This window comes from Archangium violaceum (genome assembly GCF_016859125.1).
GTDB lineage: Bacteria > Myxococcota > Myxococcia > Myxococcales > Myxococcaceae > Archangium > Archangium violaceum_A.
Genome location: NZ_CP069338.1, coordinates 8054338 through 8078311 on the forward strand (window position 1 = coordinate 8054338; position 23974 = coordinate 8078311).

The 23974-nt window shown below is 68.4% G+C and carries 21 protein-coding genes; 12 read left to right on the top strand and 9 right to left on the bottom strand.

The window, feature by feature from the left end:
- Positions 1–108: 108 nt before the first annotated feature.
- Together JQX13_RS34455 and JQX13_RS34460 are read right to left on the bottom strand one after the other, a co-directional pair.
- The gene (locus tag JQX13_RS34455) at positions 109–429 is read right to left on the bottom strand and encodes a hypothetical protein (RefSeq protein ID WP_203403703.1); all 321 of its coding nucleotides are present in this window, start codon (positions 427–429) and stop codon (positions 109–111) included.
- A gap of 2 nt (positions 430–431) precedes the next feature.
- Complete coding sequence (locus JQX13_RS34460) at positions 432–1331, bottom strand: protein kinase domain-containing protein (RefSeq protein ID WP_203403704.1); 900 nt, start codon at positions 1329–1331, stop codon at positions 432–434.
- Positions 1332–1523: 192 nt separating this feature from the next.
- Between JQX13_RS34460 and JQX13_RS34465 the strand changes: the two genes are divergently transcribed.
- The 12 genes from JQX13_RS34465 (at position 1524) to JQX13_RS34515 (ending at position 16724) form a co-directional block, all read left to right on the top strand.
- Positions 1524–1973, top strand: a complete 450-nt coding sequence (locus JQX13_RS34465) for a helix-turn-helix domain-containing protein (protein ID WP_203403705.1) — start codon at positions 1524–1526, stop codon at positions 1971–1973.
- 30 nt (positions 1974–2003) lie between these two features.
- Positions 2004–2258, top strand: a complete 255-nt coding sequence (locus JQX13_RS34470) for an amidohydrolase family protein (protein ID WP_203403706.1) — start codon at positions 2004–2006, stop codon at positions 2256–2258.
- Between the two features lie 896 nt (positions 2259–3154).
- A complete protein-coding gene (locus tag JQX13_RS34475) occupies positions 3155–5692 on the top strand; it encodes a dynamin family protein (RefSeq protein WP_203403707.1) in 2538 nt (845 codons plus the stop codon).
- A complete protein-coding gene (locus JQX13_RS34480; protein ID WP_203403708.1) occupies positions 5689–6120 on the top strand; it encodes a hypothetical protein in 432 nt (143 codons plus the stop codon). The genes JQX13_RS34475 and JQX13_RS34480 overlap by 4 nt, the downstream gene beginning before the upstream one ends.
- A gap of 5 nt (positions 6121–6125) precedes the next feature.
- Positions 6126–7946, top strand: coding sequence for a dynamin family protein (locus JQX13_RS34485; RefSeq protein WP_203403709.1), 1821 nt, complete (start codon positions 6126–6128; stop codon positions 7944–7946).
- Positions 7943–9802, top strand: a complete 1860-nt coding sequence (locus JQX13_RS34490) for a dynamin family protein (protein ID WP_203403710.1) — start codon at positions 7943–7945, stop codon at positions 9800–9802. The genes JQX13_RS34485 and JQX13_RS34490 overlap by 4 nt, the downstream gene beginning before the upstream one ends.
- Entirely contained in the window at positions 9799–10254 is a 456-nt protein-coding gene (locus tag JQX13_RS34495) for a hypothetical protein (RefSeq protein WP_203403711.1), read from the top strand. The genes JQX13_RS34490 and JQX13_RS34495 overlap by 4 nt, the downstream gene beginning before the upstream one ends.
- Positions 10244–10594 carry a hypothetical protein gene (locus JQX13_RS34500; RefSeq protein ID WP_203403712.1) on the top strand — a complete coding sequence of 117 codons (351 nt, stop codon included), beginning with the start codon at positions 10244–10246 and terminating at the stop codon, positions 10592–10594. The genes JQX13_RS34495 and JQX13_RS34500 overlap by 11 nt, the downstream gene beginning before the upstream one ends.
- Before the next feature lie 411 nt (positions 10595–11005).
- Positions 11006–11131: a hypothetical protein gene (locus JQX13_RS55635; protein ID WP_275424892.1), complete on the top strand. Its 126-nt coding sequence runs from the start codon at positions 11006–11008 to the stop codon at positions 11129–11131.
- Positions 11132–11293: 162 nt separating this feature from the next.
- A complete protein-coding gene (locus JQX13_RS34505; RefSeq protein ID WP_203403713.1) occupies positions 11294–13201 on the top strand; it encodes an AAA family ATPase in 1908 nt (635 codons plus the stop codon).
- A gap of 863 nt (positions 13202–14064) precedes the next feature.
- Complete coding sequence (locus JQX13_RS34510; protein ID WP_203403714.1) at positions 14065–14460, top strand: hypothetical protein; 396 nt, start codon at positions 14065–14067, stop codon at positions 14458–14460.
- A gap of 173 nt (positions 14461–14633) precedes the next feature.
- Entirely contained in the window at positions 14634–16724 is a 2091-nt protein-coding gene (locus JQX13_RS34515) for an AAA family ATPase (RefSeq protein ID WP_203403715.1), read from the top strand.
- Between the two features lie 1162 nt (positions 16725–17886).
- Here JQX13_RS34515 and JQX13_RS54665 read toward each other — a convergent pair.
- The 7 genes from JQX13_RS54665 to pstB all read right to left on the bottom strand — a co-directional run bounded on the left by JQX13_RS54665 (position 17887) and on the right by pstB (position 23931).
- Positions 17887–18051, bottom strand: coding sequence for a helix-turn-helix domain-containing protein (locus tag JQX13_RS54665; protein WP_343211029.1), 165 nt, complete (start codon positions 18049–18051; stop codon positions 17887–17889).
- Between the two features lie 302 nt (positions 18052–18353).
- Complete coding sequence (locus JQX13_RS34525; RefSeq protein ID WP_203412339.1) at positions 18354–19634, bottom strand: hemolysin family protein; 1281 nt, start codon at positions 19632–19634, stop codon at positions 18354–18356.
- Positions 19635–19704: 70 nt separating this feature from the next.
- Complete coding sequence (locus tag JQX13_RS34530; protein WP_203403717.1) at positions 19705–20085, bottom strand: response regulator; 381 nt, start codon at positions 20083–20085, stop codon at positions 19705–19707.
- A gap of 95 nt (positions 20086–20180) precedes the next feature.
- Positions 20181–21014, bottom strand: a complete 834-nt coding sequence (locus JQX13_RS34535; protein WP_203403718.1) for a metallophosphoesterase family protein — start codon at positions 21012–21014, stop codon at positions 20181–20183.
- Positions 21015–21104: 90 nt separating this feature from the next.
- Positions 21105–22328, bottom strand: coding sequence for a ceramide glucosyltransferase (locus JQX13_RS34540; RefSeq protein WP_203403719.1), 1224 nt, complete (start codon positions 22326–22328; stop codon positions 21105–21107).
- A 146-nt stretch (positions 22329–22474) separates the two neighbouring features.
- Positions 22475–23167: a phosphate signaling complex protein PhoU gene (gene phoU, locus JQX13_RS34545; RefSeq protein WP_203403720.1), complete on the bottom strand. Its 693-nt coding sequence runs from the start codon at positions 23165–23167 to the stop codon at positions 22475–22477.
- Positions 23168–23187: 20 nt separating this feature from the next.
- The gene (pstB, locus tag JQX13_RS34550; protein WP_203412340.1) at positions 23188–23931 is read right to left on the bottom strand and encodes a phosphate ABC transporter ATP-binding protein PstB; all 744 of its coding nucleotides are present in this window, start codon (positions 23929–23931) and stop codon (positions 23188–23190) included.
- Positions 23932–23974 lie beyond the last annotated feature (43 nt).

Here is a 23974-nt window from a genome sequence, read left to right on the forward strand (position 1 = left end):
CGGCTCGCCTGATGGCGGCCAGGGCCTTGCGACATCCAGTGGCGGCGGCGGGAATCGACCCCGCCGCCGGAAGCTCCCGAAGAGAGCGCTCCAGAACGTGCCACCGGCTCAGACACCGACGAAGAACTCCTCCGATCCATGCATGTTCCGCACCCAGGCGGAAACGCCCATGCGGCGGAGCACGACGGCCGCGAGCCGCATGTGGCGCTCGGGCACCTTGAGCACCCGCTGCCGGGCCCCGCTCTCCAGGAGCCGCTCCACCGCGAGCTGGAGTCGCGAGAAGGAGCCGGACGTCTCCACCTCCGTTCCCCAGACGCCGTTCCACGACAGGGCGTCCAGCCGCCTGCCGCTGGGCAGCGGGACTTCGACCTGGCCACCGAAGCCCGCAGAGCGGAACTTCGCCCTCTGATGCGCACGCGATTCGGCCATGGTCAGTCCTTGCTCGCCACCAGGAGGAATCCGAAGCCCACGACCGCCGCCAGGGCAACCGCGATGCCCACACCGGAACCGGACGACGGCTGAACCGGGGCCGGAGGCGGAGCGGGCGGGGTCCGGAGCGCGTTGCGCTTCGGGAGGAAGTGCCGCACCGGCGCCAGGGCCGGCGCCCGGCCCCGCAGCGCTTCGAGCCGCACCCGGATCTGGCTGATGCTGGGCCGCAGGCCCGGCTGGGTCGAAAGCATCTGGTTGATGAGCTGTTCCAAGTCGGGCGCTCCCGGAATGTGGATCCGCAAGAGCTCACGGGCCTGGGGCTCGCGGCCCACGAGGAGCGCGAAGGCCACCGCCCCCAGGGAGTAGATGTCCCCGAACTGGGACGCCACCCCCTCTGGAGGCATGTAGCCCGGCGTTCCTCCGTTGTGCTTGCCGAACATGGCCGTCTGCCCCACGCCGCCCCGGGCGAGGCCGAAGTCCGCGAGCTTCGCGACCCCGTCCTTGTGCAGGATGTTCCCCGTCTTCAGGTCGCCGTGGAACGCGCCCGGCGCGGAGCCGTGGACCTCCTCCAGCCCCTGGACCACCGTGAACAGGTAGCCCAACACCCGCTCCACGGGCAGCCGCTGCCGGACCAGGGGCGTGAGATCCCCGTCCATCAGCTCCATCGCGAAGCCCCGGCGCCCGTCCACCAGGACGGGCTCGAAGTACCGCACGACGTAGCGCCCCTGGTGCCGCTGGAACCGCCGGACCTCGTCATCGATGAGCTGCTGGTTCTCCGGCGAGGCGTCCTTCGGAGCCTTGACGACGAACAACTGCCCCGCCTCGTCCCGGCACTTCAGGAGCTTCCCCAGGCCACCGCCCGTGAGTTCCTGCAGCACCGTGATACGTCCTTGAATTTTCATGGGTTTTTGTCCCAGGCCCTTCATGCCGGGGGGTTGCTGGCGGAGTAACCCACCAGACCGGCATACGAGGGCTCCTTTAACTAACCCACGAATCTGGGATGGCAAGCTGACATAGGAATTTTATTCCAAATTACCCAAGCCAACTCCTTTGACCTGGAAGCGCCCCGGTCGGCGGTTTATGAAAGAGGGGTTATGACGCGCGCGCACAAAGCCTCTGGCGGGCCGGACTCCAAGGAAGGCGAGGCCTACGGCCTGGTCCTGGGTCAGGTGATTGCCCAGCTCCGGAAGCAGCACGGGAACATGACCCAGGCCGAGCTGGCCCATCGGCTGGGCATCTCCCAGTCGATGCTGTCGAAGATCGAGAGCGGGAAGCAGCCGGATGCCTACCACTTCAGCCTGATTGCCCAGGTGTTCGGGCTCGACGTCCAGCAACTGAACGCCCGGGTCCTGGACGCGATGCAGCGCGCGCAGCAGGCCGCAGCGGCAGTGAACAGGCAGCCCAAGGCCTCTTCAGGCTGGGGAGAGCTGCTCGCGCTGGCGGGCTTCGTGGGACTGGTGATGTTCGCGGTGGCGGCGGTGGTCGGAGACGACGCGAAGCCGGCCCCGGAGCCTGCGCCAGGGCCCAAGCCCAAGGCCCAGTAGGCCGCGGTTTTCGGCACGGACGTGGGATACATGACCGACGACGACCTACGACGCGAGTACGTCCTGATGCAGCGGGCAAGGCTCTCTGCGCGGGACATCCTGGCGAGCCTGACGACGAGCCCCGCGACACAGTTCGGCCAGGAAGCGAGGACAGGCCGGCTCGCCCCGGGCTTAGACGCGGACGTGGTGGTCATTGACGGTGACCCGTCCCGGGGCATCGAGGCGCTCGCCAACGTCCGCTTGGTGCAGAGGCAGGGGAAGGTCGTCTTCCGCCAGGAGTGGTGAGACGGCGATTCACCACGAGATGCCGAGCAGACCGCGCTCCCCCTGAGCGCCAGCAGGATGGCGGCACGGCTCGAATCACCCAGCAGGCCACCCATCCGGCGGCGGAAATCGAACCCGCAGTCTGGGCGGTAGGAAGACTCGCTTGTGTCCTCGACGTGCAGTCTCTCGGGTTTCGGAATGAGGCCGTGGACCGAGGACTCCGCCCGGCCCACCAGGGCCGTTTCTCCTGACGACGGTCCCGCCGTCTCGAGCGCGTCGAGTGCCGCCAGCGCCTCCTGGGCGGTGCCGAAGCGCCCGGAGCGATCGCGCGCGACGAGCCTCTTGAGATAGCGCCGGAAGCGCGGGGACACCGGGAGGTTGCCTCCGACGCGCAGCGTGTATCCCTCGGTCATCAGCTCGGCGGGGTGCCGCCCGGTGAGTACGTGGAGCACGGTGGCCCCAGGGCGAAGAGATCGCTCGCCGGGCTGGCGGTTCCCCCGAACTGCTCGATGGGCATGTAGCCGAACGTCCCCACCAGCGTGGCCCCATGCGTGAGTGCACCGGCCGACAGAGAGGCGTCGGAGATTCGTGGTTGCCCGACACCTCTTTCGCCGGAACCCCCCAAGGGGACTGCGCGGCCTCTCCACCAGCCTAGCGCACAACGCGTCCGGCCCCGTCAGCGGCCCTCCTCGGCCTCTCCGCACCAGCCCACTCCCTCCACAGGCCTCCCATCCTTTTCATACGCCGGTGTGGGTGTACTTCCCCGCGGCGTCAGCTCAGCCCGGGGCCGGAACACAACCGGCCTCTCTCCGCCTATACTTCCACCGCACGTGCGGCACGCAGCCGGGCGCTGGAAAGAGGGGGTGACAGAGCCCGACGCTCCTCGGAGACATGGAGCGTCGTCTGTCGGGGTGGACATGAAGAACACCAGTCGCACGAAGCTGCTGAATTCGCATGACGCGCCCGCGTTGCTCGATCTCCTTGAGAGCGCCGAGCACGTCCTGGCTCGCACCGGCGAGCTCCGGGAGCACTTCCTCGAAGACCTCACCTGGATGGAGACACGCCGGCAGGCGTGGCGCACACGCGCCTGGCGGGTCGGGCTGATCGGCATCACCAGTTCCGGGAAGTCCACCCTGGTGAACGCGCTGCTCGGCCAGAGGCTCCTGCCCTCCGCGGTGCGTCCCAGCTCCAACACACTCGTCGTCTGTCGCCGCGGCCCGGAGCATCACGCCCTCATCCACTACCAGGATGGCAGGACCGAGCGTGTCACGGAGGACCTCGGACCGAGGCTTTCCTTCGTCTGCGATGAGAAGACCAACCCGGACAACGAGCAGGGCATCAAGGAGATCGAGGTCTTCTCGCCAACCTTCCTGCTCGGCGAGGACGTCGCGCTGGTGGATACACCGGGCCTGGACGCCACCGATGCGCACGAGCGGCTGACGCTGGTCGAGTTCCTCCCGACGGTCGACATGGTGGTGTTCCTCACCACGGCGAAGGCGAGCAGTGACGGTGCTGTCGCCGGCTACCTGGAGCGCATCTCCAGCGAGGGCAAGCCCCTGGTCCTCGTGCAGAACATGATCGATGCCATCGAGCCCAAGCTGGGGCCGGGCGGCGTCGTCCAGCGCAGCCGGGCCGAGGTCGCCGGAGACCACCTCCAGCGGCTCCGGCGGCTGGTGAGGACGGCCCTGGGCGAGCCGGGCGGCGCCGCTGTCCCCATCCTCCAGGTCTCCGCGTTCGAGTCCCTCCGGGGCAACATGGGCGCCTCGAACATTCCGGACCTTGTCGGCGCCATCGGACAGCACCTTCGGGCGCTCGAGCCGGCCCTCGTCATCGGGCGCTGCGAGCAACTCGCGAGGCACCTCCAGCGCATCATCCGGCGCGAGAGCACCACCGGAGCGCTCGCGCCCGGGCGGACCTACGCCAGCGACGAGCAGGCGGCCATCTCCGCGGCCAGGCAGCGTCTCGACGCACTCGGGAAGGTCTTCCACCGGAAGCTGGAAACCCTGCGAGAGGACACGCGCAAAGCCGCCTCCCGGTTCGAGCGGCAGGCGGCCTCTCTCTCCGAGGAGGACGTCTCCAGCGCGGAGGAGCTGGCGCAACAAGTGGATGCCTGGCATGTGAGGACGGCGGATTCCGTCATCGCGGCCCTCGACGAAGCGAGCAAGGCCCTGCGAGAGCTTGCCCAGGAGCTCAACCTCCGGCCGGATGATTATCTCCTCAAGGCCCCCCAGGGCGCTTCACGCCGGACCCTCCACGTTCCCACCGAAACGCGGTCCATGACCGTACGCGAGAAGAAGAAGGGCTTCCTGCCCATGGTGGCGCGCTTCTTCGGCTCCGACTCCGGGTACAACATCGAGACCCGCTACTCGACGATCGTCGAAGTCGCCACCCTCCGAGCGAGGCTGGCCGAGTTCACACAGAAGGAGGTGGGTTGGCTCGAGAACAACGCCACCCGTCTCCGACAGTCCATCCTGGCTCAGCAGCACGGTCTCCAGCAGGAGTTGGAGCGACGGCAGCGGGCACTCGAGCAACTCCAGCGCTCCGCCGCGAAGAATGAGGAGCGCCACCAGGCGGCGGAGGCCCTCGTGCCCCTCTGTGAGCGCCTTGAGGAAGAGGTCCGCAAGGCACGGCCGGCTCCGCCCGCGAACGTGGTGGGCGGCAACGGGGTCGAGGAGACGGCCGTCGTGTACGAGACCGCGCCTCACGTCCTGGCGGTCCTCCAGCTCGCGCGCCACCTCTCCCGCCGGCGTTTCCTGGCCGCTCGAGAGCACTGCCTGGCTCGCATCGGCGATCGGCGGCCCGAGGTGCGGCACCGGGTGCTGCTCTGGGCGTGGGATCCGGACGTCCTGGGCCGCTTCGTCCAACGCTTCTGGTACGACCTCCTGCCCCCCGTCCCCGAGGACTTTTCCGGGGTCCTCCTGGAGACCCGGCCTCGTCAACCCCTGTTGGAGGAGGCGCTCCTATGCGTCCATGCCGAGGGCCGGACACCCGAGGCGGAGCTTCAACAGGCGACCGCCTCCTTCTTGAGGAAACCTGCGACGACGTTCCTCCTCATCGATATCGAGCAGCCGGGTGCCGCGCAAAGAATGCTCCGCCGCTCGCCGCTGGTGCGGAGCTTCGGCCAGACCCAGGGCCTCGTCCTCGTTCCGCAATCGCTCCAGGGCGTTCTCCACGCGCAGACGCTGGCGGAGGCGCTCCTCGAGCTCCGCGGCTTCGCGGAGAGCTTTCCGGTGCCCGTGGACGGGGTGCTCGCCAACCACGACTCTGTGGCCCTCTCGTACCTCGCCGATCGGTTGTTCCTGGAGGGCGAGCTGCTCCGCACGTTGGCGGACGAGCAGGAGTGGCTCGCCGGGCTGCGGGACCACGATCTTCCGGCCGGGTTCGAGGCCGCCCCCGTCCTGCGCGCCTGGCGAGAGGCAATGACCCCTTCGAGCAATCCCCGAGCAACGCCATGAATACCGCGAAAAGCATGCTGGAGACAGTCCGACTCGAGGTGGACCGGGAGACCGAGCAGGTGGTGCACAGGCTCTCCGAGTCGCTCCAGGTGGCGGCCCAGGCCGAACCCCCCTGGGCCTCGGAGCTGCGAAGTGAGCTCGGGAGCATGCTCTCCCGGAAGCATTTCGATCGAGCCAGCCAGGCGCACGAGGAACGGCTGCAGACCCTGGAGCGGCGCCTGCGCGAGGAGATCGACCCCTCGAGGTTGCTCGAGCGGTTCGACACCCTCACGCAGCGGGTGGAGGCACAGACCGGGCTGCTCGAGGAGCAGAAGAAGCTGCTGGAGGCCCAGCGGAAGCTGTTGGATGCCCAGAGGAAGCTACTGGAAGAACAGAATGCCCAGCTGCGGCGTCTCGACCGCCCCTGGTACCGGAGGCTCTTCGGATGATTGGCATGAACGCACGGAACACCCTCGAGTCGTTGCTCGCGGACGGCGAGTTGGCCCGGCTCGTCGACCAGTACGGTGGTGGCAAGGCCGGTGAAGCGGCCCAACGGTATGCGCTCTTTCGTGACCGTCTGGGGCTGCGCCGGTTCGTCGTTCCCGTCGCGGGAATCCAGGGGACGGGGAAGAGCACCTTCCTCAACGCCATTGCCTTTGGCCGGCCGGTCCTGCCGATCGACGCGGACGAGACCACCTGCGTGCCCGTGGAAATCCGCCATGCGCGCGAGCCCGCCATGGAGGCCGTGATCCACTTCCAGGACGGAAGGACCGAGCGCGTACCGGCCGACGAGGAGTCGCTCGGGCGATTCGTCCACAATGGCAACAACCCGGGAAATCAGCTCGGCGTCTCCAAGGTCGTCTTGGAGTCCGACCGGCCACTGCTCGAATCCGGCCTCGTGCTGGTCGACCTTCCCGGCGTAGGTAGCCTCACCGCCGCCAACCTCGAGACCACCCGCCGCTACCTGGAGGAGTCGGCCGGAGTGCTCTTCATGCTGCGCACCACCCCGCCCATCACGCGGTCCGAGTCGCTGTTCGTGACCACCTGGTGGGCCCGCCTCCCCACTGCGTTCTTCGTGCAGAACTGGTGGACGGACGAGCCCGCCGAGGAGGCCGCGGATGGGCGCGAGCACAACCAGAAGGTCCTCCAGGGCATCATCGAGCGCAACCGGCTGGCCGTGCCCATGCCGTCCATCCATCTCGTCAACGCGTATCGGGCCCTCGAGGGCAGTCTGAAGCAGGACGCGGCGCTGCTCGACGCGGCGGGACTGCCCCCACTTCTCGATGTGCTCGCCCGGACCGCGCACACTTGGCCCGAGCGCATCCGCGCCGACATCGGTGCCACGCTCCGGGCCGATATGGCCTACGCCCTCGAGATGGCGCACGAGCGGCTCAAGTCCCTCTCGGGTGACCGGGCCACAGTGGAGGCCCGGATGAAGCAGCAGCAGGAGCAGTTCGACGTCTATTTCACCCAGCTCAAGGCGCGCTTGTCGGAGGCGCGGGGGGACATGGAGGAGACACTGGCCACCATCCGTCAGGACATCTCCACCTGGTCGCGCAACGCGGCGGCGGAGCTGCGCAACAACATGCGCACCAAACTGCGTGCTGGCATCGTCGATGGCCACCGGCTCGTGCGTGCCCTCCAGGATGAGCAGTCGGTCCAGGCCGACGAGCTCTTCGAGAAGGTCCAAACCCACCTGCTGGTGCTACAGGACAAGCTCGGCGAGCGGTTCGCGGGCCTCCACGCGTGGAGGGGCCAGAAGTTCAGCGGGCGGTTCACGGTCGACCAGGAGGAGCGGACCCGGTACGAGAACGTCCTGCCCCAGGGGGGCGGCGCGCTCTCGGCGTTGGGGGGAGCCGCGCTGGGGGCCAAGATCGGGGCCGCAGGCGGGCCGGTCGGAGTCGCCGTGGGTACAATCATCGGGGGCGCCCTCGGTTTCTTCTTCGGAAGCTGGGCGGGTGGCAAGGCGCGCAAGGCCGCGACCGAAAGTCGCGCGAGCAACGTGGAGCCGGAGGTCTTCGCCGCCATCGACCGGTTCATCGCCGAGGCCTCCAGGGACACGCTCGCGCAGGTGCGGGGCTTCTCTGACCACGTGGAGACCTTCTTGAACCAGTGGATGCAGGAGCAGAGGCAGCGCTTCGACGCCGACCGGGAGCAGGTGTTCGCCGACCTTCGTACCGAGAAGGACGAGCGTGCACGGCAGCATGGGCGCGTGGCCGCGGACTGCTCCGCCCTCGAGAAATACCTCGCCCAATTCCCGGAGGTGCGGTCATGAGCTCTTCACCGGAGCAGCACCTGGCGGGAGTGGCGGAGGAGCTCGTCGCCATCCTTCGCGACGCCCAGGAGGAGGAGCTCTCGGCGGCAGGCACGCTCCTGCACCAGCGGCTGCGTGCCCCCCAGTGCTTCGTCACGGTGGTGGGCGAGACGAGCACCGGAAAGTCCACCCTCATCAACTCCTTCATCGGACGCCCCCTGCTCCCCGCCTTCGCGCGGCCCACCACCGCCACGGTCACCCATCTAGTGGGCCTGGACACGTCCAAGGACCGCTACTTCTCCATCTTCCGGGATGCGACCCAGGAGGAACTCGAGCGGGAGCGGTTCCTGGAGCTGTGTGAAGCGCCCCCGGCGGACCTCCTGCGGCTCCAGGTGCGCTTCCCCCCCTCGCGGCCCGAGGCGGCGGGCCTGCACGTCTTCGACACGCCGGGCTTCAACTCCATCGTCGTGGAGCACGAGGAGGTCCTGCGGCAGTTCCTCCCGCAGAGCGACCTCATCGTCTTCGTCGCGGGCTACCGGACTGGCTTCGGCCAGTCGGACCAGGAGCTGCTCGAACTGGTGCACCAGGCGAGGGAGGAGGATCCGGAGCTCCCGGTCGTGCTGGTCGTCAACCGCGCGCCTCCAGGCACCACCGCCAACGACAAGCGCGTGCGGGAGATCGTGCGCAACGCCGCCGATTGCCTCCGCTACGAGCCCGAGACACTCATCATCGAGTCCACCACGGCGCCCCATCCCTCCACGGGAGTGGCGAGACAGACGCCGGCCCTGCCGGACACGGAGGTGCTGTGGTCGCGCATCTGCACCATGGCCCGTGAACCCCGGCGGCTGGAGGCCGTCCGGCGCCACATCGCCGGGCTGCTCCTGCGCCTGTGGGAAGAGGGAGTGGCGAACCTCGAGCAGCGGGTCGCCTTGCTCCGGGGCGGCGACGAAGAGCTCCGACTCATCCTGGAGCAGATCGCACTCCTCCAGGAGGCCCGGAGGCGTTCCCTCGAGGCCGTGTCCCGCTCGACGGAGCGGCTCGGGGTGGCACTCCCTTCCAGCATCGAGTGGCACGCCACGCAGATGCGGGAGCGGCTGGAGCGGGACGTCGACGCCTCGGGGAAGTGGCTGGGAAAAGAGGACTGCGTCGAGTGGCTGAGCGCGCATGCCCTTCCCTTCGAGGTCCGTCAGGCGGGACGTGCGCTGGAGACGCAGATCCAGGAGGAACTGGAGCGTCTCGATGAGGAGTTGAAGCAGATCGCCAACACCGCGGTCATGGAGATCCAACGCACGGTCCGGCTCGAGAACGACACAGTGGGGAGGCTGACGGAGAACCTCGTGAGGAACCTCTTGCAGCGGCTGGGGGGGTCCGCCGTCCACGGGTTGTTGCGTGGCGTGGGGGGCATCGGGGGGGCCGCGGCCGGTGCCGGGAACGTGGTCAAGATGCTGGTGTCGAGGGTCGGCAACCTCTTCGGCAAGACCTTCGGCCGCGAGGTCTACCGTCAGATTGGCAAGCTGTTCACCAAACGCGTGCTGCAGCGCATCAATGTCGCGGTGAACATCCTCATCGAGGTCATCACCTTCGTCGTCGACGCGAACCGGTGGAAGGGCGAGGTCAAGGAGCGCATGGGGAAGACCCTGGAGTCGTGGCGCGAGGAGGTCGTCAAGGACGTTCACGAATCACAGCTTCCCCAGATCCACGAAGCCAACGTGGGGGGCGTCGATACCATCTACGACAGCCTCATCCGCGACAGCGAGCGTGCCATCGCGGAGGCCGAGAGCGCTCGCCCGGGAGAACGTGAGAAGCTAGAGGCCTTGCTCACGCGCGTGAAGGAGCTTCGCGCCCATTTCAACCCGTACCTCTCGCAGGAGCCATGATGAGTGACGACATCCTCGATCTCCCCAATCGGCCCAGGGTCGAAGTCCTCCCGCGCGCGGAGGCTGGCTCCGCCTCATCCGGGACCCGCCTGACCGAGAAGCAGATGGACCAGGTGCTCGACACGGGCCTGCGCTTCGTCGAGGACCTCGGGGCCGTCGCCAGGGAGCTGGTGGCCATCCACCGTATCCGGGAGCAGGGCCGGGCCGACGTCGAGCGCATCGAGGCGAAGACGCGCCACGTCGTGGAAAAGATGCGTGCGGAGATCGACCGGCTCGCCGAGGTGCGTCAGGGCGTCCGGACACGGGCACAGGCGGTGGTGGAGATCATCTCCGCCACGAGCCAGGCCTTGCAGAGGATCCCTGACCTGGACAACGACTCGCGCAAGGCATTGGTGGACCAGCTGCCGCGGCTCGTCGAGCTGGCCATCAGTGACAAGACGCATGGGAAGTGAGTTCAGCCAACTGATGAGGCTCGTCGCGGCGCTCATCCGGGAGCGGGAGGAGACTCGCGCGTTCGAGCAGCTCCAAAGTGCCAGACAGCAGGCAGCGTTGGAGCGGTATGCCAGGGCACAAGAGGCCATCATGGCCACGAATCTCGCCGTGCTCGAAGCACAGCGGGGCCGCGATCAGGTCCTCGCCGAAATCCAACGCCTACCGCCAGCGGAACGCGCCGGAGTGGAGGCCCGCCTGATGCCCCTGGTGGACCGCGTCTTCCATGACGAGCTCGCCCGGCTCAAGTCCCTCAAGCGCCAACTGGCGAACCCGCGGTCCTCCCTCCGGAAGGGGGAATGACCCGGGGAGCGCGGGTCCGGGTCAGGCCACGGTGAGGATTTCGGCGCCCTGGTCCCGCTCGAGGCAGCGGCCAGGAAGGAACTGATGAGGGCGAGGACGCCGCGATTGAACCAGGCAGAGCTGCTGCGCAGGACATTCAGTCCTTCCTACTGCACTCGGCCTCGGCTCACGGCTACACCGGCACCGACGCCCGCTGGCTCTTCGACCTCTAGCCCTCAAGGTGGATGGAGGTGGCGGGAATCGAAGCCGCTAAGGGCGGAGCCGCCCCCACTCGGGACCAGAGCAACACCCCTGTTTTCCCTCTGTAAATGGGGCGTCCATCTGTCCGGGCGAGTCCACCCGGAGACCCGACGTTCTCGTAGACTTACCAGCCTGACTTGAAGGTGGGGCAAGCGCCCCACGGAGGGGGCCATGGTCAGCGCCATCATTATTACGGTCCTGCTGCTGCTCTGCCCGGTGCTCGCAGTCCTTTGGGTCCGCGCGTACATGGCCACGAGGAAGCTGGAGGAGCGGTTCAAACCGGTTCTGGGTGCATAGCTCCACTGCGGGAGATGTTCGCACCTATGCTCTTTGCTGATCCCCCTGAACGTTTGCCTCGGGAGTTCCCGCCGACTGGCGTTCGCGAGGCGTCCCTCCGCCGAAAATCACCCGGCCAGCACAAGGAGTGCGGAGGATTACGTGGTATGGATAACTCTCAGCGTGAAAAGGATTATCCACCCGCCGCTCGATGCGCATAACCGGCTTCGCCAGCCGCTGACGGCGGGCGAGAAGGCCGTGCTCTCGGTCTTCGATCACTGCCTGTCGCCGGGGTGGGAGATTTACGTCCAGCCCCATCTCAACGGGTTGCGCCCGGACTTCGTGCTGCTCAACCCGCAGGTGGGCATCGCCGTTTTCGAGGTCAAGGACTGGAACCTCGACGCGATGCGCTATTTCTTGAAGAAGGATCGCAACGAGGTCGAGACGCTGTGGGCCGAGCGCGATGGCAAGGCGTTCTGCATCCAGGCAGACAACCCGATTCCAAAGGTCCAACTATACCGGCGGGAGCTCTACGAGCTGTACTGCCCTCGGCTCGGCTACAACTCGCGCCCGGACCGGCACGACGGCTGGGGGGCGATCACCGCGGGCGTCATATTCCCGTTTGCCGCAGGCTCGCGCGTCGAGCGACTGCTTGCACCCTTCCGCGACGGGGAAGTCTACGCGTGCTACGAGCCTATCAGTGGGACGGAAGCGGTCGCCGCCGCCGACCTGCGGCGCATCTTCCCCGAATCGCAGCGCGCGCACTCCCGGTTGATGACCAACGCCTTGGCCGATGACTTGCGTGGCTGGCTCGTAGAGCCGGACTTCTCGTCGACGCAGCGCGAGCCGTTGATGCTTGATCGCCGTCAGCGCCCGCTGGCGGAAACGCGCACCGAGTCTGGCTACCGACGCATCAAAGGGCCCGCCGGCTCGGGTAAATCGCTGGTGCTCGCCGCTCGGGCCGCACGGCTGATGAACGAAGGCAAGCAGGTGCTCGTGGTCACCTTCAACATCACGCTGTGGCACTACCTGCGCGACCTGATGGTCCGCGGTATCGACTCGCCGCAGCGCATGAACAACGTTCGCCTCATGCACTTCCACTATTGGTGCAAACACGTGTGCTACGAGGCCGGGTGGGATGCCCGGTACCACCATCTCGTGCGGGGGGCGGTCGAATCGTCCCGGGGGCAGCGGCAGGTCCTGCTCGACGACGAGATCCCGGCGCTGGCCAGCGAAGCCGTCGAGCAGCCCGGGGCCGCGAAGTATGACGCGATCCTCGTCGACGAGGGTCAGGACCTCCGCCCGCACTGGTGGAGCGCGCTGCGCAAGGCTCTCATGCCCGGCGGCGAAATGATGCTGGTGGCCGACGCAACGCAGGACGTCTACGGTACGGCCAAGGCTTGGACCGACGAGGTCATGCAGGGCGCAGGGTTCCGAGGCGGGTGGGCTCAGCTCGATGTCAGCTATCGGCTGCCGCCCACGGCGCTGGAGATGGCACGCGACTTCGCGCAGCGATTCCTGCCGGCCGAGACCGCGCAGCTGCCCGAGCCCGAGCAGGGCGACCTCAATCTGTATCCTTGCACCCTGCGATGGGTGCAGTGCGACGAGGCCGATGCCACGAGCGTCTGCGCCGACGAACTCCGCGCGCTGATGAGGTTGACGGGCCGCAACGGCCTAGCCAATGCCGACATCACGCTGCTGAGCGAGGCCACGAGCGTCGGAGCTAAAGTGTCTCAGTTGCTGGAAGACCGATTCAGGATTCGCACGCTCAACACCTTCTCCGCCGACAACATCGAGCAGCGGCGCCAAAAGATGGGCTTTTTCATGGGCGACGCCAGCGTGAAGGCCACGACGCTGCACAGCTTCAAGGGCTGGGAGACGCGGCTGCTCGTCATCTACGTCGACGCCGCCGCCGACCCGAAGGCCCTCGCCTTGGTCTACGCCGGGCTGACGCGCCTCAAGCGCCACACGGAAGGCAGCTGGCTCACGGTCGTGTGCTCGGCGCGCGAGCTTGATGAGTTCGGCCAGACTTGGCCGTCCTACACTCGCCCCGCGGTGAGGAGAATCAACCCTTCTTTTGGGGGCGGGTGACGGGAAACCGCTTACACCCGGTGAGACCCTGGGAGCCAGGGGCAGTTGCCCGGACCGCGGTTCGGACCGGCGAGGCCGGTGGCCGCCCCAAGCGCTTGATCTGGGCCCGGGCGTGCTCCAGGCCGGCCTTGGTGCGCTCGATGAGCCGGTGCCGCTCCCCCAAGCAGCAGGAGCGGGGGAGACGAGCGTGGCACTTGAGGCGGCGGCCAGGAAGGAGCCGCAGAAGGAGAGGACGCCGCGAGTGGACTGGGCGGAACTTCTGAGGAAGACGTTCGACTTCGACGTGTTCGCCTGCGTGAGATGAGGAGGCAGGCGGAGTGTGTTGGCGTACGTGAAGCAAGCGCGCGGGGGTTGTTGCCGAGCACGCTGGATGAGGGAGAAGTGGGCCCGGGTGAGCAGGCAGAATGATGGAGAGGCCCCCGGGCGTGGCCAGGATTCCATCAGAAAACCCGGCGAAGAGGTGGGGAGAGGGAGGGTCGTCCCTGGAGACCCGCCCCCGCGGGTCCGTGTCAGGCCAGGCCAGCACTCGTAGAGCACGTCGCGGGGAGGGCGGAGCCCAAGGGCATGGGGCCACCGGCGAGCTGAGAGCGCAGGAGAAGAAGTGGCCCGTGACGTCTTGCACACGTCACGGGCCGGGCTCCGCACCACGACTTGGGAGAAGGAGCACGGAGCGAGGAAGGAATCGTTCGTTTCCGAGGTGAGGTCAAGTCCTGGCCGCCCTCGGTGGAAGAGGCCCGGCCGCGCACGTGCGGGCGGTGTGGACAGCCGGCGTACGAGGGCGGGCGAGTGCGCATCCACGGGCACGGACTGGTGCAGCGCCAGCAGCGGGGCCGCCCGGGCCGGGGCAGCCGGCACGCACGCAGGTGCTGGCGTGCCGGCGCTACCAGTGCCAGGGCTGCGGGGCGGTATGGACGGTGCTGCCGGCGTCGGCGGTGGCGCGCAAGCACTTCTCGGCAGCGGCCATCGCCTTGGCGCTGGCGCTCTGGGGCCTGTGCGGCCTGGGCGTGGAGCAGGTGCGCGGCCTGGTGAATGACTGGAAGCACACCGGGGCCATGCCCGGCCGCTGGCGCTCGTTGGGGCGGTGGGCGGAGCAGGTGGCCACGGGCAGCCTGTTCTCGGCGCTCGAGGTGCACGTAGAGGGGGCCGCGCGCACCGTGGCGGCCCGGGCCGCGCAGGTGCTGTGTGGCCATGCACCGCCCGCTCAGCGAGGGCTGCCACTGGCCTGGCAGGCCTTCGCGGGGGCCAGCCATGTGAGCTGATGGAAAACCACGCCCTGCCACGGCGGAAGCACCGCCCACCGGGTTTGGGGCGCTGCCTGGCACCCGGCGCCGTGCGACGCCCTGCCAGCCCGGCTTGGGGGACATGCCGTCCCCGGCGGGCAGGAGGACGCCATGGAGAAGCTCGTTCCCAGAAACCAGGGGAGGCCGTCGCGGTGTTCCGCAGCCAGGTGATTGGCACGCTGCTGCACCGGCCGCTCTCGCGCGGCCAGCTGCGTGCGGCGCTGCGGGAGTTGTCCCAGCAGAGCTTCCGCCCACCGGGTGCGCAGGTGACGCGCCGCTACAGCGTGCCCACGCTGGAGCGCTGGTACTACCGCTGGCGCAAGGGGGGCCTGTCAGCCCTGGTGCCTCAGCCGCGAGCTGCTTGCGGCGCGGCCCAGGCGCTGGAGGAGTCCGTGCGCCAACTGCTGCTGGACGTGCGGCGCGAGCACCCCAGCGCCTCGGTGCGCCTCATTGTGCGCACCCTGGTGGAGAGCGGGCGGCTGCGCGAGGGCGCGGTGAGCGAAAGCACCGTGCGCAGGCTGCTGGCCAGCGCCGGGCTGGACAGGGTTTCCCTGCGCCGCTCGCCGGGCGCCACGCAGCGGCTGCGCTGGGAGGCCTCTCACCCGGGCGCCCTCTGGCACGGGGACGTGTGCCACGGACTGGCCCTGCCCGATGGCAGGCCCCTGCGCATCCACGCCCTCATGGACGACAAGAGCCGCTACGTGGTGGCCCTGGAGGCACGGTGCAGCGAGCGCGAGAGCGACATGCTCTCCCTCTTCGTCGCGACCCTTCGCCGCTGGGGGCGCCCCGACTCCCTCTACCTCGACAACGGCTCCACCTACTCGGGCAAGGCCCTGGCCACCGCCTGCGCCCGCCTGGGCACCGCCCTCGTCCACGCCCGCCCCTATGACCCGGAGGCTCGGGGAAAAATGGAGCGCTTCTGGCGCACCCTGCGCGAGGGGCTGCTGGACCATCTCGACCGCGGCCTCTCTCTGGAGCAGGTGCAGCGGCGCCTGGACACCTTCCTCACACGCCACTACCACTGCACGCCCCACTCCTCCCTCTTCGGTGACACCCCAGCCCTGGTGTGGAGCTCGCGCCAGACTCTCCTGGTGTCCGAGGAGCAGCTGCGCCAGGCCCTCACCGTGCGCGAGCGGCGCCTGGTTTCTCGCGACGGCGTGGTGCACCTGGACGGCCAGCTCTTCGAGGTGCGCCAGGGCTTCCTCGCCGGCCGCCGGCTGTACGTCTGCCACAACCTGGTGGAGGGCCTGCCCACCGAGGCCTGGGTGGAGCACGACGGACACCGCTACCCCTCCAACCGCTGGACAGGCGCCTCAACGGCACCGTCCGCCGCGAGCCTCACGCTCCCGCGCCCCAGCAGGCGCGCACGCCCTTCGAGCCCGCCGCCCCCAACCCCGCCCCTGACAGCACCCCAGGAGCCTTTCATGTCCGAGCCTTCCCTCTCCCTCTTCGGCCTCACCCAGTCCCCCTTCACCAAGGAAGTCGCCGACGCCGACCTCTGGCTGCCGCCCTCCAAGCAGGAGCTCGTCGACGAGCTCGTCGACTCCCTCCAGCAGCGCCACAACGTGCTGCTGGTGGGCGAGCCCGGCGTCGGCAAAACCTGCGTGCTGCGCGCGCTGCGCCAGCGTCTGCCCACCGAGCGCTTCCGCCTCACCTACTGCCACAACGCCACCCTGGGCCGGCGCGACTTCTACCGCCAGCTGTGCCTGGCCCTGGGTCTCTCTCCCAAGGCCACCGCGGCGGCCGTCTTCTTCGCCGTCACCGGCCACGTCCAGGAGCTCGCCTCCTCCCGCCTCCACCCCGTCTTCCTGCTGGACGAGGCTCACCTGCTGCATTCCGACGTGCTGGCCCACCTGCACATATTGCTCAACTACGAATGGGACAGTCGCGCCCTGCTCAGCCTCGTCCTCGTCGGCCTGCCCGAGCTGGAAGACAGGCTGAGCCTCGGTACTCACAAGTCCCTGCTCTCGCGCCTGCACTCCCGTTTGCGGCTGGAGCCAGTGACTCCCGACGACTCCGCCGACTACCTGCGCCACCGCCTCCGGCTCGCGGGCTGTGACAGGGAGCTCTTCCCCCGCGAGGCCGTCTCCCTGTTGCACGAGTCCTGCCAGGGCGCGCACCGCGACCTCGACCGGCTCGCTTCCCTGTGCCTGCGCCAGGCCTCACGCCGCAAGCGCAAGCTCGTCGACTCTGACATCGTCCGCGAGGTCCTCGAGCGCCAGCACAGTCCCGCGCTCGCATAGTGGCGGCCTGTCGGCGAGCCCCTCTCGCTCAACTCCCGCGGGCTCGCCGACAGGCCCATTCCATCACCCAGTGCGGTGATTCCACCCTCGCCGCGTGACCATCAACAAGCGTGCTCGCATCTCCATCAACAAGCCTGCGCGGTAACAGCGGGGTGCGCGCGATTTTGGAGCACCTGGGATTGCCCATGGCAGGTGCGCGTCTGGCCCCAGCGCGAGGGCCACCCCAGGCCGCGTGGTGTTGAGGCTCAAGAGGGCCAAGAGGCCCAGGTCCCCTGCCGCACCCCTCCTGGGAGGACGGCCTGGGCCGGCGTGTACCCCAAGGGGACTGCGCGGCCTCTCCACCGGCCTGGCGCACCACTCGGCCGGCCCCCGTCAGCGGCCCTCCTCCACCTCTCTGCTCCAGCCCACTCCCTCAACAGGCCTCCCATCCTTCTTATACGCCTCCGGATTTGGTCCAAATTTGGTCCGACAAGAACCGATTTGGTCCCCCAAGGCGAGTCGCGCATCCTCGTTGGGAGTAGGCTCGGCTCAGAGCGGCGGGGAACTTTTAGTGGAGGCGGCGGGAACCGAACCCGCCGCTAGAGCCTTCCGGCGCCCCTGGGAACTTTGAGGAGGAGGATTGACCCTCCGCAGCCCCAGCTCGGAGGTACTCGGCACCCGCGAACTGGGCTGGCAACCGCGCCGTTCCGAGGCATCGGCACTCTGAGCGGCTGCTGTACGGCGCCAGGCACACTGGCGCTCCGCCCATCCGTTGTGTGGGGGGGCCTCCAAGGAGGAGGGATTGCTTCCATCCCATTGACGGTGTCTCACCTAGACAGCGGACTCGATGCGCAGTTCGGGTCGGCCTCGTCCACGCTCGTCCTGGCGTTACCCAGGCTCAATCCGTCTTCTTCCAGCCGCCTGTGGCGGGTGGCCCCAGCCATTCCCCGCTGCAGCGGGGGAGGGCGTCGTGCGCGTGCCGTGCGCGAGCTGGCCAGCGAACACGCTGCCCGGAGGGCACCGCCCCTGGCGGCGCGTCAGCGGCCTTGAACCAGGCGGCCCCACTTGGCCGCGCTTACGTCCCGTGTCGTAGTAGGGGTGCAAGGGGGCCTCACCTGGGCCCCCTGCGCCAGGGTGTAGCGGGAAGTCCCACCTACGCTGGACGGGGCTGCTCGCTGGGCCTTCAGCTTTTCTCGGAACTTGCTCCTCCAGCGGCGATGAATGCCTCGACGCTGGCCGGCTCAATCCGGAGGGCCCCCGATACCCGAACGTGCCGGAGTTGCCCACGCTTGCAGAGGGCGTACACCGTGGCCGTCGAGACCGCGAGCAACTCGGCCACCTCGCGCACCGAGAGCAGGCGTGTTCCCGTGGTCCCGGAGGCAGGGGCCGCACCTTGCAGCAAATATGCAGCAAAAGGCTTGGTAGACCCTGCGACCGGATGGGACGGTTGGAAAGGTCCTGCCTCGGAATCCCCAGGAGTTACGAGCGTTTGCGAAGGGCTGATAACGCCTGGAGGATTGCCCGGTTAGCCTCCGGAGCCAAAGGCCGCAGGTTCGAATCCTGCATCGCGCGCACCGTGAAGGGCCTGGAATCCTTGGGGAAATCCCCCGATGGTTCCAGGCCCTTCGCCTTTTCCGGCCCGGCTGCTTCTCAGCCCTCGGAGGCCTTCTGGGGCTGCGGCAGGTGGATGCGGACCGAGCGCACCCGGCGCGGGCTCGCGTCCAGCACCTCCAGCACCGTCCCGTCCTCCAGGGGCAGCTTCGTGCCCTTCTCGGGGATGGTGCCAGCCTCCGCCGCGCACAGCCCTCCCACCGTGGACCAGCCCTGGCCCTCCTCCAACTCCAGCCCCAGCTCCCGGTTCACGTCCCGGATGGCCGCCGTGCCCTGCACCACCGCCGTGGTGGGGCTCTCTCGATGGACGAGCTCCTCGGGCTTCTCGAACTCGCTGGCGATCTCCCCCACCAATTCCTCGACGAGATCCTCCACCGTCACCAGTCCCGCCACTCCGCCCCGCTCGTCCACCACGATGCCAAGCTGCATCCGCCTCTGCTGCAGCTCCTTCAGCACGTCGATGGCCCGCATCGACTCGAAGGCGAACCAGGGCGGCCGCATCACGTCCTCCAGCACGATGAGCGAGCCTTCCCAGGCCACTCCCAGCAGATCCTTCGCGATGACGTAGCCCACGATGTTGTCGATCGTCCCCTCGTACACCGGCATCCGCGAGTGCCCATGCTCCAGCAGCACCTGCTTGATCTCCTCGGCGCTCGCGTGCCGGCGCAGCGCCACGATGCGGCTGCGCGGCACCATCACCGCCGACAGGGGAATGTTCCCCAGCTCGAACGCACGGGAGGCGATCTCCCCTGCCCGCGGATCCAACGAGCCCGACTTCGCCGCCTCTTCCACGAGCTGCTGCAGCTCGTCGGGTGACAGGCGCGACTCGGTGAAGTTGGTCCGGTCCCCGAAGAAGCGCAGGATGAGGTTGGAGCTGGCGGTGAGGAACCACACCAGCGGCTGCACCAGCCAGGAGATCCCCCGGAGCGGACGGGCGATGAACAGCGCGTACCCCTCGGAGAAGCGCAGGGCCAGGGACTTGGGCACCAGCTCGCCCAACACCAGAGAGAGGTATGACACCAGGCCCACCACTCCCGCGAAGGCCAGCTGCTCGGCGAGCGCAGCGTCCAACCCCAGTTGCGTGAGGGGTCCTTCGAGCCGCTGGGCGATGGACGCCCCGCCGAAGGCCGCCGCAGAGGCCCCCACCACGGTGATGCCGATCTGCACCGTGGCCAGGAACCGCTCGGGGTTGTCGCGCAGGGCCTGCACCGCCCGGGCGGAGCGGTTGCCTTCCTCGAGCAGCTCCCTCAGGCGCGTCTTGCGCACCGACAGCAGCGCGAGCTCCGCCCCGGCGAAAACGCCGTTGGCGAGAATCAGCAACAAGATGATGACGAGTTCCGTCGCGATGGCCGTCTACCCTCCGGTCATCGTTCTAGCCCAATGGGCCCGTTCAGGCGTCCAAGGATTGGAGCAGCAGCGAGAGCTGATCCCGGCTGGCGCCTTTAGGCAGGTAGTAGTGCGGCCCGGAGCGGAGCGCGCTCCCCACGTCCTGCGCCGCGGCGCCGGTCAGGAACACCACCCGGGGGGTGTTGCCGTTACGGGGCATCCGCTCCAGCACCTCGAAGCCATTCATGCCCGGCATGTTCAGATCCAGGAGCATCACCCCGTAGCGTTGCCGCGCCAGTGACTCCAGGGCTTCCTCGCCATTGGCGGCCTCGATGGCTTCGTATCCGAGATCCTCGAGGCACAGTCGGAGGAATTCCCGCCAGTCCGCGTCGTCGTCGACGACCAGAACCTTGCGTCCGTCGTCTTCGGATGCCCTTCGACCCAAGTCTCCTCCCGGTACGTGAAGACGAACCGATGGGCGCGATGCGGTATTTGCGCGGGGAACGAGGCCAGCCGGAGGGCAGGGGAGGGGGCGGGTGCTCAGAAGAGCGACATCGACAGCTGGCTGGCCAGGTACTGGAGGGCGGGCATGACGTTGGGCGCGGACCGCTTGCGCGCAGGCGGGAGCGCCGTCTGCTGCCATTCTGGCTCGCCGACCAGGCGGCCGGAGGCATGCTGGAAGAGGCGGAAGCGGCCGAGCTCGATGGAGCTGCCCGAGTTGTAGATGCGCAGCCCGCGTCCCTGGCAGGGGCCCAGGTTGAACTCGCGCGGGACGTGCCGGTGCCCGTGGAGGATGAGATCGCAGCGGCCCTGGACCCGGCGGACCAGCTCTGCGCCCAGCGCCAGCTCCGAGGCGTGGGGCCAGCCCATGCGTGTGGCGAGGCGCTCGGGGAAGCTCTCCTCGGGCAGGGGCAGCACGTGGTGGTGCAGCAGCACCGCGGTGAGCGCGCCCGTCGGCGCGGCGCACAGGGCCTCGTCCACCATGTCCAGCACCGCTGGGGTCAGCTCGCCGTGGCAGGCGAAGTAGTTGCGGTTGTGCGGGCCCGTGGAGTCCACGCACACCAGGTAGAGGCCCTCGTGCCGCTCCACCCGCACCTTGCGGCCGTTCATCCACTGGCTGCCGGCGTCCTCGCCGGTGCGATCGTGGTTGCCGGGGATGAAGGTGAGCCGCCCGGTGTCGAGCAGGGGCGAGAAGATGTCCCGGAAGCGCTTGTACTCGCTCCGGCTGCCCTGGTGGGTGAGGTCGCCCGTCACCACCACGTGGTCCACGCGTTCGGCGAGGAGGGTTTCCACCAGGGCATTGGCCGTGGCATCGCTCTCGCGGGAGAGGTCCAGATGCAGGTCCGACAGGTGAGCCAGCTTTCGGATGAGCATACGTACTGCTGAAATACCCATCCGCTGAAACACGGCCATGGCCCGCGGGTGAACCTTATGGGTGGGGCCGGTGACTTCGCGGTGAACCCGTCAGCCCGCGAGCAGTTCCCCGGTGCGCTCGGGCTCGGGGGTGGCCATCGGCTTGTCCAGGGCGGGCGTGGGCGGCACCAGCTTCGAGCCGGGCAGCACGCGCAGCTTGTTGCCACGCCAGTCCACGGTGCGGGCGAAGAGCCCATTCGCCCAGGCCAGGAAGAGCAGGGCGTCCTTGAGCAGCACCGCCGGCATCGCCTTCCACGAGATGGCCTGCTCGGGCCGCATCAGGCGGAAGAGCGTCATGTCATGGGCGAGCTTCGCCAGCATCACTCCCACCACCACCCCGAGCGCCTGGGCCGACGGCGCCAGCAGCGCGCCGAGCAGCGCCCACGGCAGCGGGTTGAGCAGCGACTGCGCCAGGTACAGCGGCGTGGGGACGCACGTGTGGTGGATGATGCTCCAGCGCGCGTAGCGCTTGAAGAAGGCCGAGACGCTCTTCTTCTGGGACACGTTGTAGACGGGCGATCGCGCCACCACGGAGCGCTTGCCGAGCCTGCGCGTCACCCACCGGCCGATGACGTAGTCCTCCGCCAGCACATTGCGTACCGAGTAGAAGCCACCCAGCGACTCCACGTCCTCGCGGCGCAGTGCCATGGACTTGCCCACCACGATGTCCTGGTCGACGGCCTGCTTGGCGGCGATCTGCCCCGCGCCCGCCGCGGAGCACTGGTACAGGTTGTCCATCAGCGAGCCCAGCGTCCGCTCGCCGATGCCGCTCACCGGGTGGGAGATGCAGCCCACCGTCGGATCCTCGAAGGTCTGGGCGATCTCCTCCAGGTAGCCCGCGCCCGCGCGGGTGTTGGAGTCGCTGATGAGGAGGATGCCGTAGCGGGCCGCGGCCGCCAGGGTGATGAGCTGGTTCACCTTGGGGTTGAGGCCGGGCTCTCCGTGCTGCAGCTCCAGCCGCATGATGCGCGGCCAGCGGGCCACCGCCTCGCGCGCCACCGCGTAGGCCGGGTCGCGCGTGTCCTTCACGCCCAGGATGACCTCGTAGGCCGGGTAGTCGAGCGTGGCGAACCAGGCCAGGTTGGCCTCCAGATCGTCATCCACGCCGCACAGGGGCTTGAGGATGGAGATACCCACCGGGGCGTCACCGGACACCGGGGCCGGGGCCCGGGCGGCGCTCCCGCGGTAGCGCAGCACGAAGAAGAGCTGCAACGCGAGGGCGAGGACTCCGAAGGAGGCGGCGGCGAGGAGGGTGTGGCTGAGCGCGTGGATCATGAGCGCGGGCTTTCTCCAGAACAGGAAGGGCGCGGTGATCGCGCGTCCTACCTGGGACGTTAGAGAAGCCCCGCGACTCCACTGCGACGGTCCCGCGTCGCCCGGGAGAACTCTGGGCAACGACGCGGTGAACTCGACTCCCGGAGTCAGGAATCGGTCGTCAGATTGCGGCTGCGCGGGTGGCGGATGTCAGTGCCCCGCACCATGTAGATGACCATCTCCGCCACATTGGTGGCGTGATCACCGATCCGCTCGAGGTGTTTGGCGATGAACATCAGCGCGGTGGCACGGCGGATGTTCTTCGAGTCCTCCATCATGTAGCCGAGCAGCTCGTTGAAGATCTTCAGGTAGAGGACATCCAGGTGGTCGTCCTCCTTGCTCACCTGCTCCGCCTTGGCCACGTCCGAGGACACGAAGGCGTCGAGGGCCCGCTTGACCTGCTGCTGGGCCAGCTCGGCCAGCCGAGGCGTGTCCACGTAGGGCTTGAGCGGGGGCGCCTCGTTGAGGTCCTTGACCCGCTCGGCGATGTTCACCGCCAGGTCGCCGATGCGCTCCAGGTCGGTGACGATCTTCAGCGCGGTGGTGATGAGGCGCAGATCGCTGGCGGCCGGCTGGCGCAGCGCGAGGATGCGGCGGCACGTCTCGTCGATCTCCACCTCCAGGCGGTTGACCTCCTTGTCCGACTGGATGACCCGATCGGCGAACGTGGAGTCCCGCTCGGTGAGCGCGCGAACGCTGTCCGCGATGTTCGCTTCCACCTTGGCGCCCATCGCGAGCAGCTTCTCGCGCAGATCCCTCAGGTCCGCCTCGAATGCCTTGTCCGTATGCGTCGACGGCATGTTCCCGCTCTCCCTGGCGCCTACCCGAACTTCCCGGTGACGTAGTCCTCGGTACGCCTCTCGCGTGGGTTGGTGAAGATCTGCTCCGTGGGGCCGCATTCCACCAATTCGCCCATGTAGAAGAAAGCCGTCCGGTCGCTCACCCGGGCCGCCTGCTGCATGTTGTGGGTGACGATGGCGATGGTGTAGCGGTCCTTCAGCTCGTGGATGAGCTCCTCGATCTTCGCCGTGGCGATGGGATCCAGGGCGCTGGCGGGCTCGTCCATGAGGAGCACCTCGGGCTCCACGGCGAGGGCGCGCGCGATGCACAGGCGCTGCTGTTGGCCACCGGACAGGCCCAGGGCGCTGTCATTGAGGCGGTCCTTCACCTCGTCCCAGAGCGCCGCGCCCTTGAGCGACTTCTCCACGCGCCCGGCGATCTCCGCCTTGTCCTTCATCCCGCCCACGCGCAGGCCGTAGGCCACGTTCTCGAAGATCGTCTTGGGGAAGGGGTTGGACTTCTGGAAGACCATGCCCACGCGGCGGCGCAAGTCCACCACGTCCACGTTGCGATCATGGATGCTGGTGCCGTCCAGCAGCACGGTGCCCTGGTGGCTGGCGCCGGGGATGAGATCGTTCATCCGGTTGAGCGAGCGCAGGAAGGTGGACTTGCCGCAGCCGGAGGGGCCGATCAGCGCCGTCACCTGGTGCTCGGGGAGGGGCAGGCTCACCGACTTCACGGCCACCTTGGGTCCGTAGAGAAGGGAGAGCTCGCGCGCTTCCATCTTGATGCGAGAGGGAGCAGCGGGGGAGAGGGACATGGCTCGG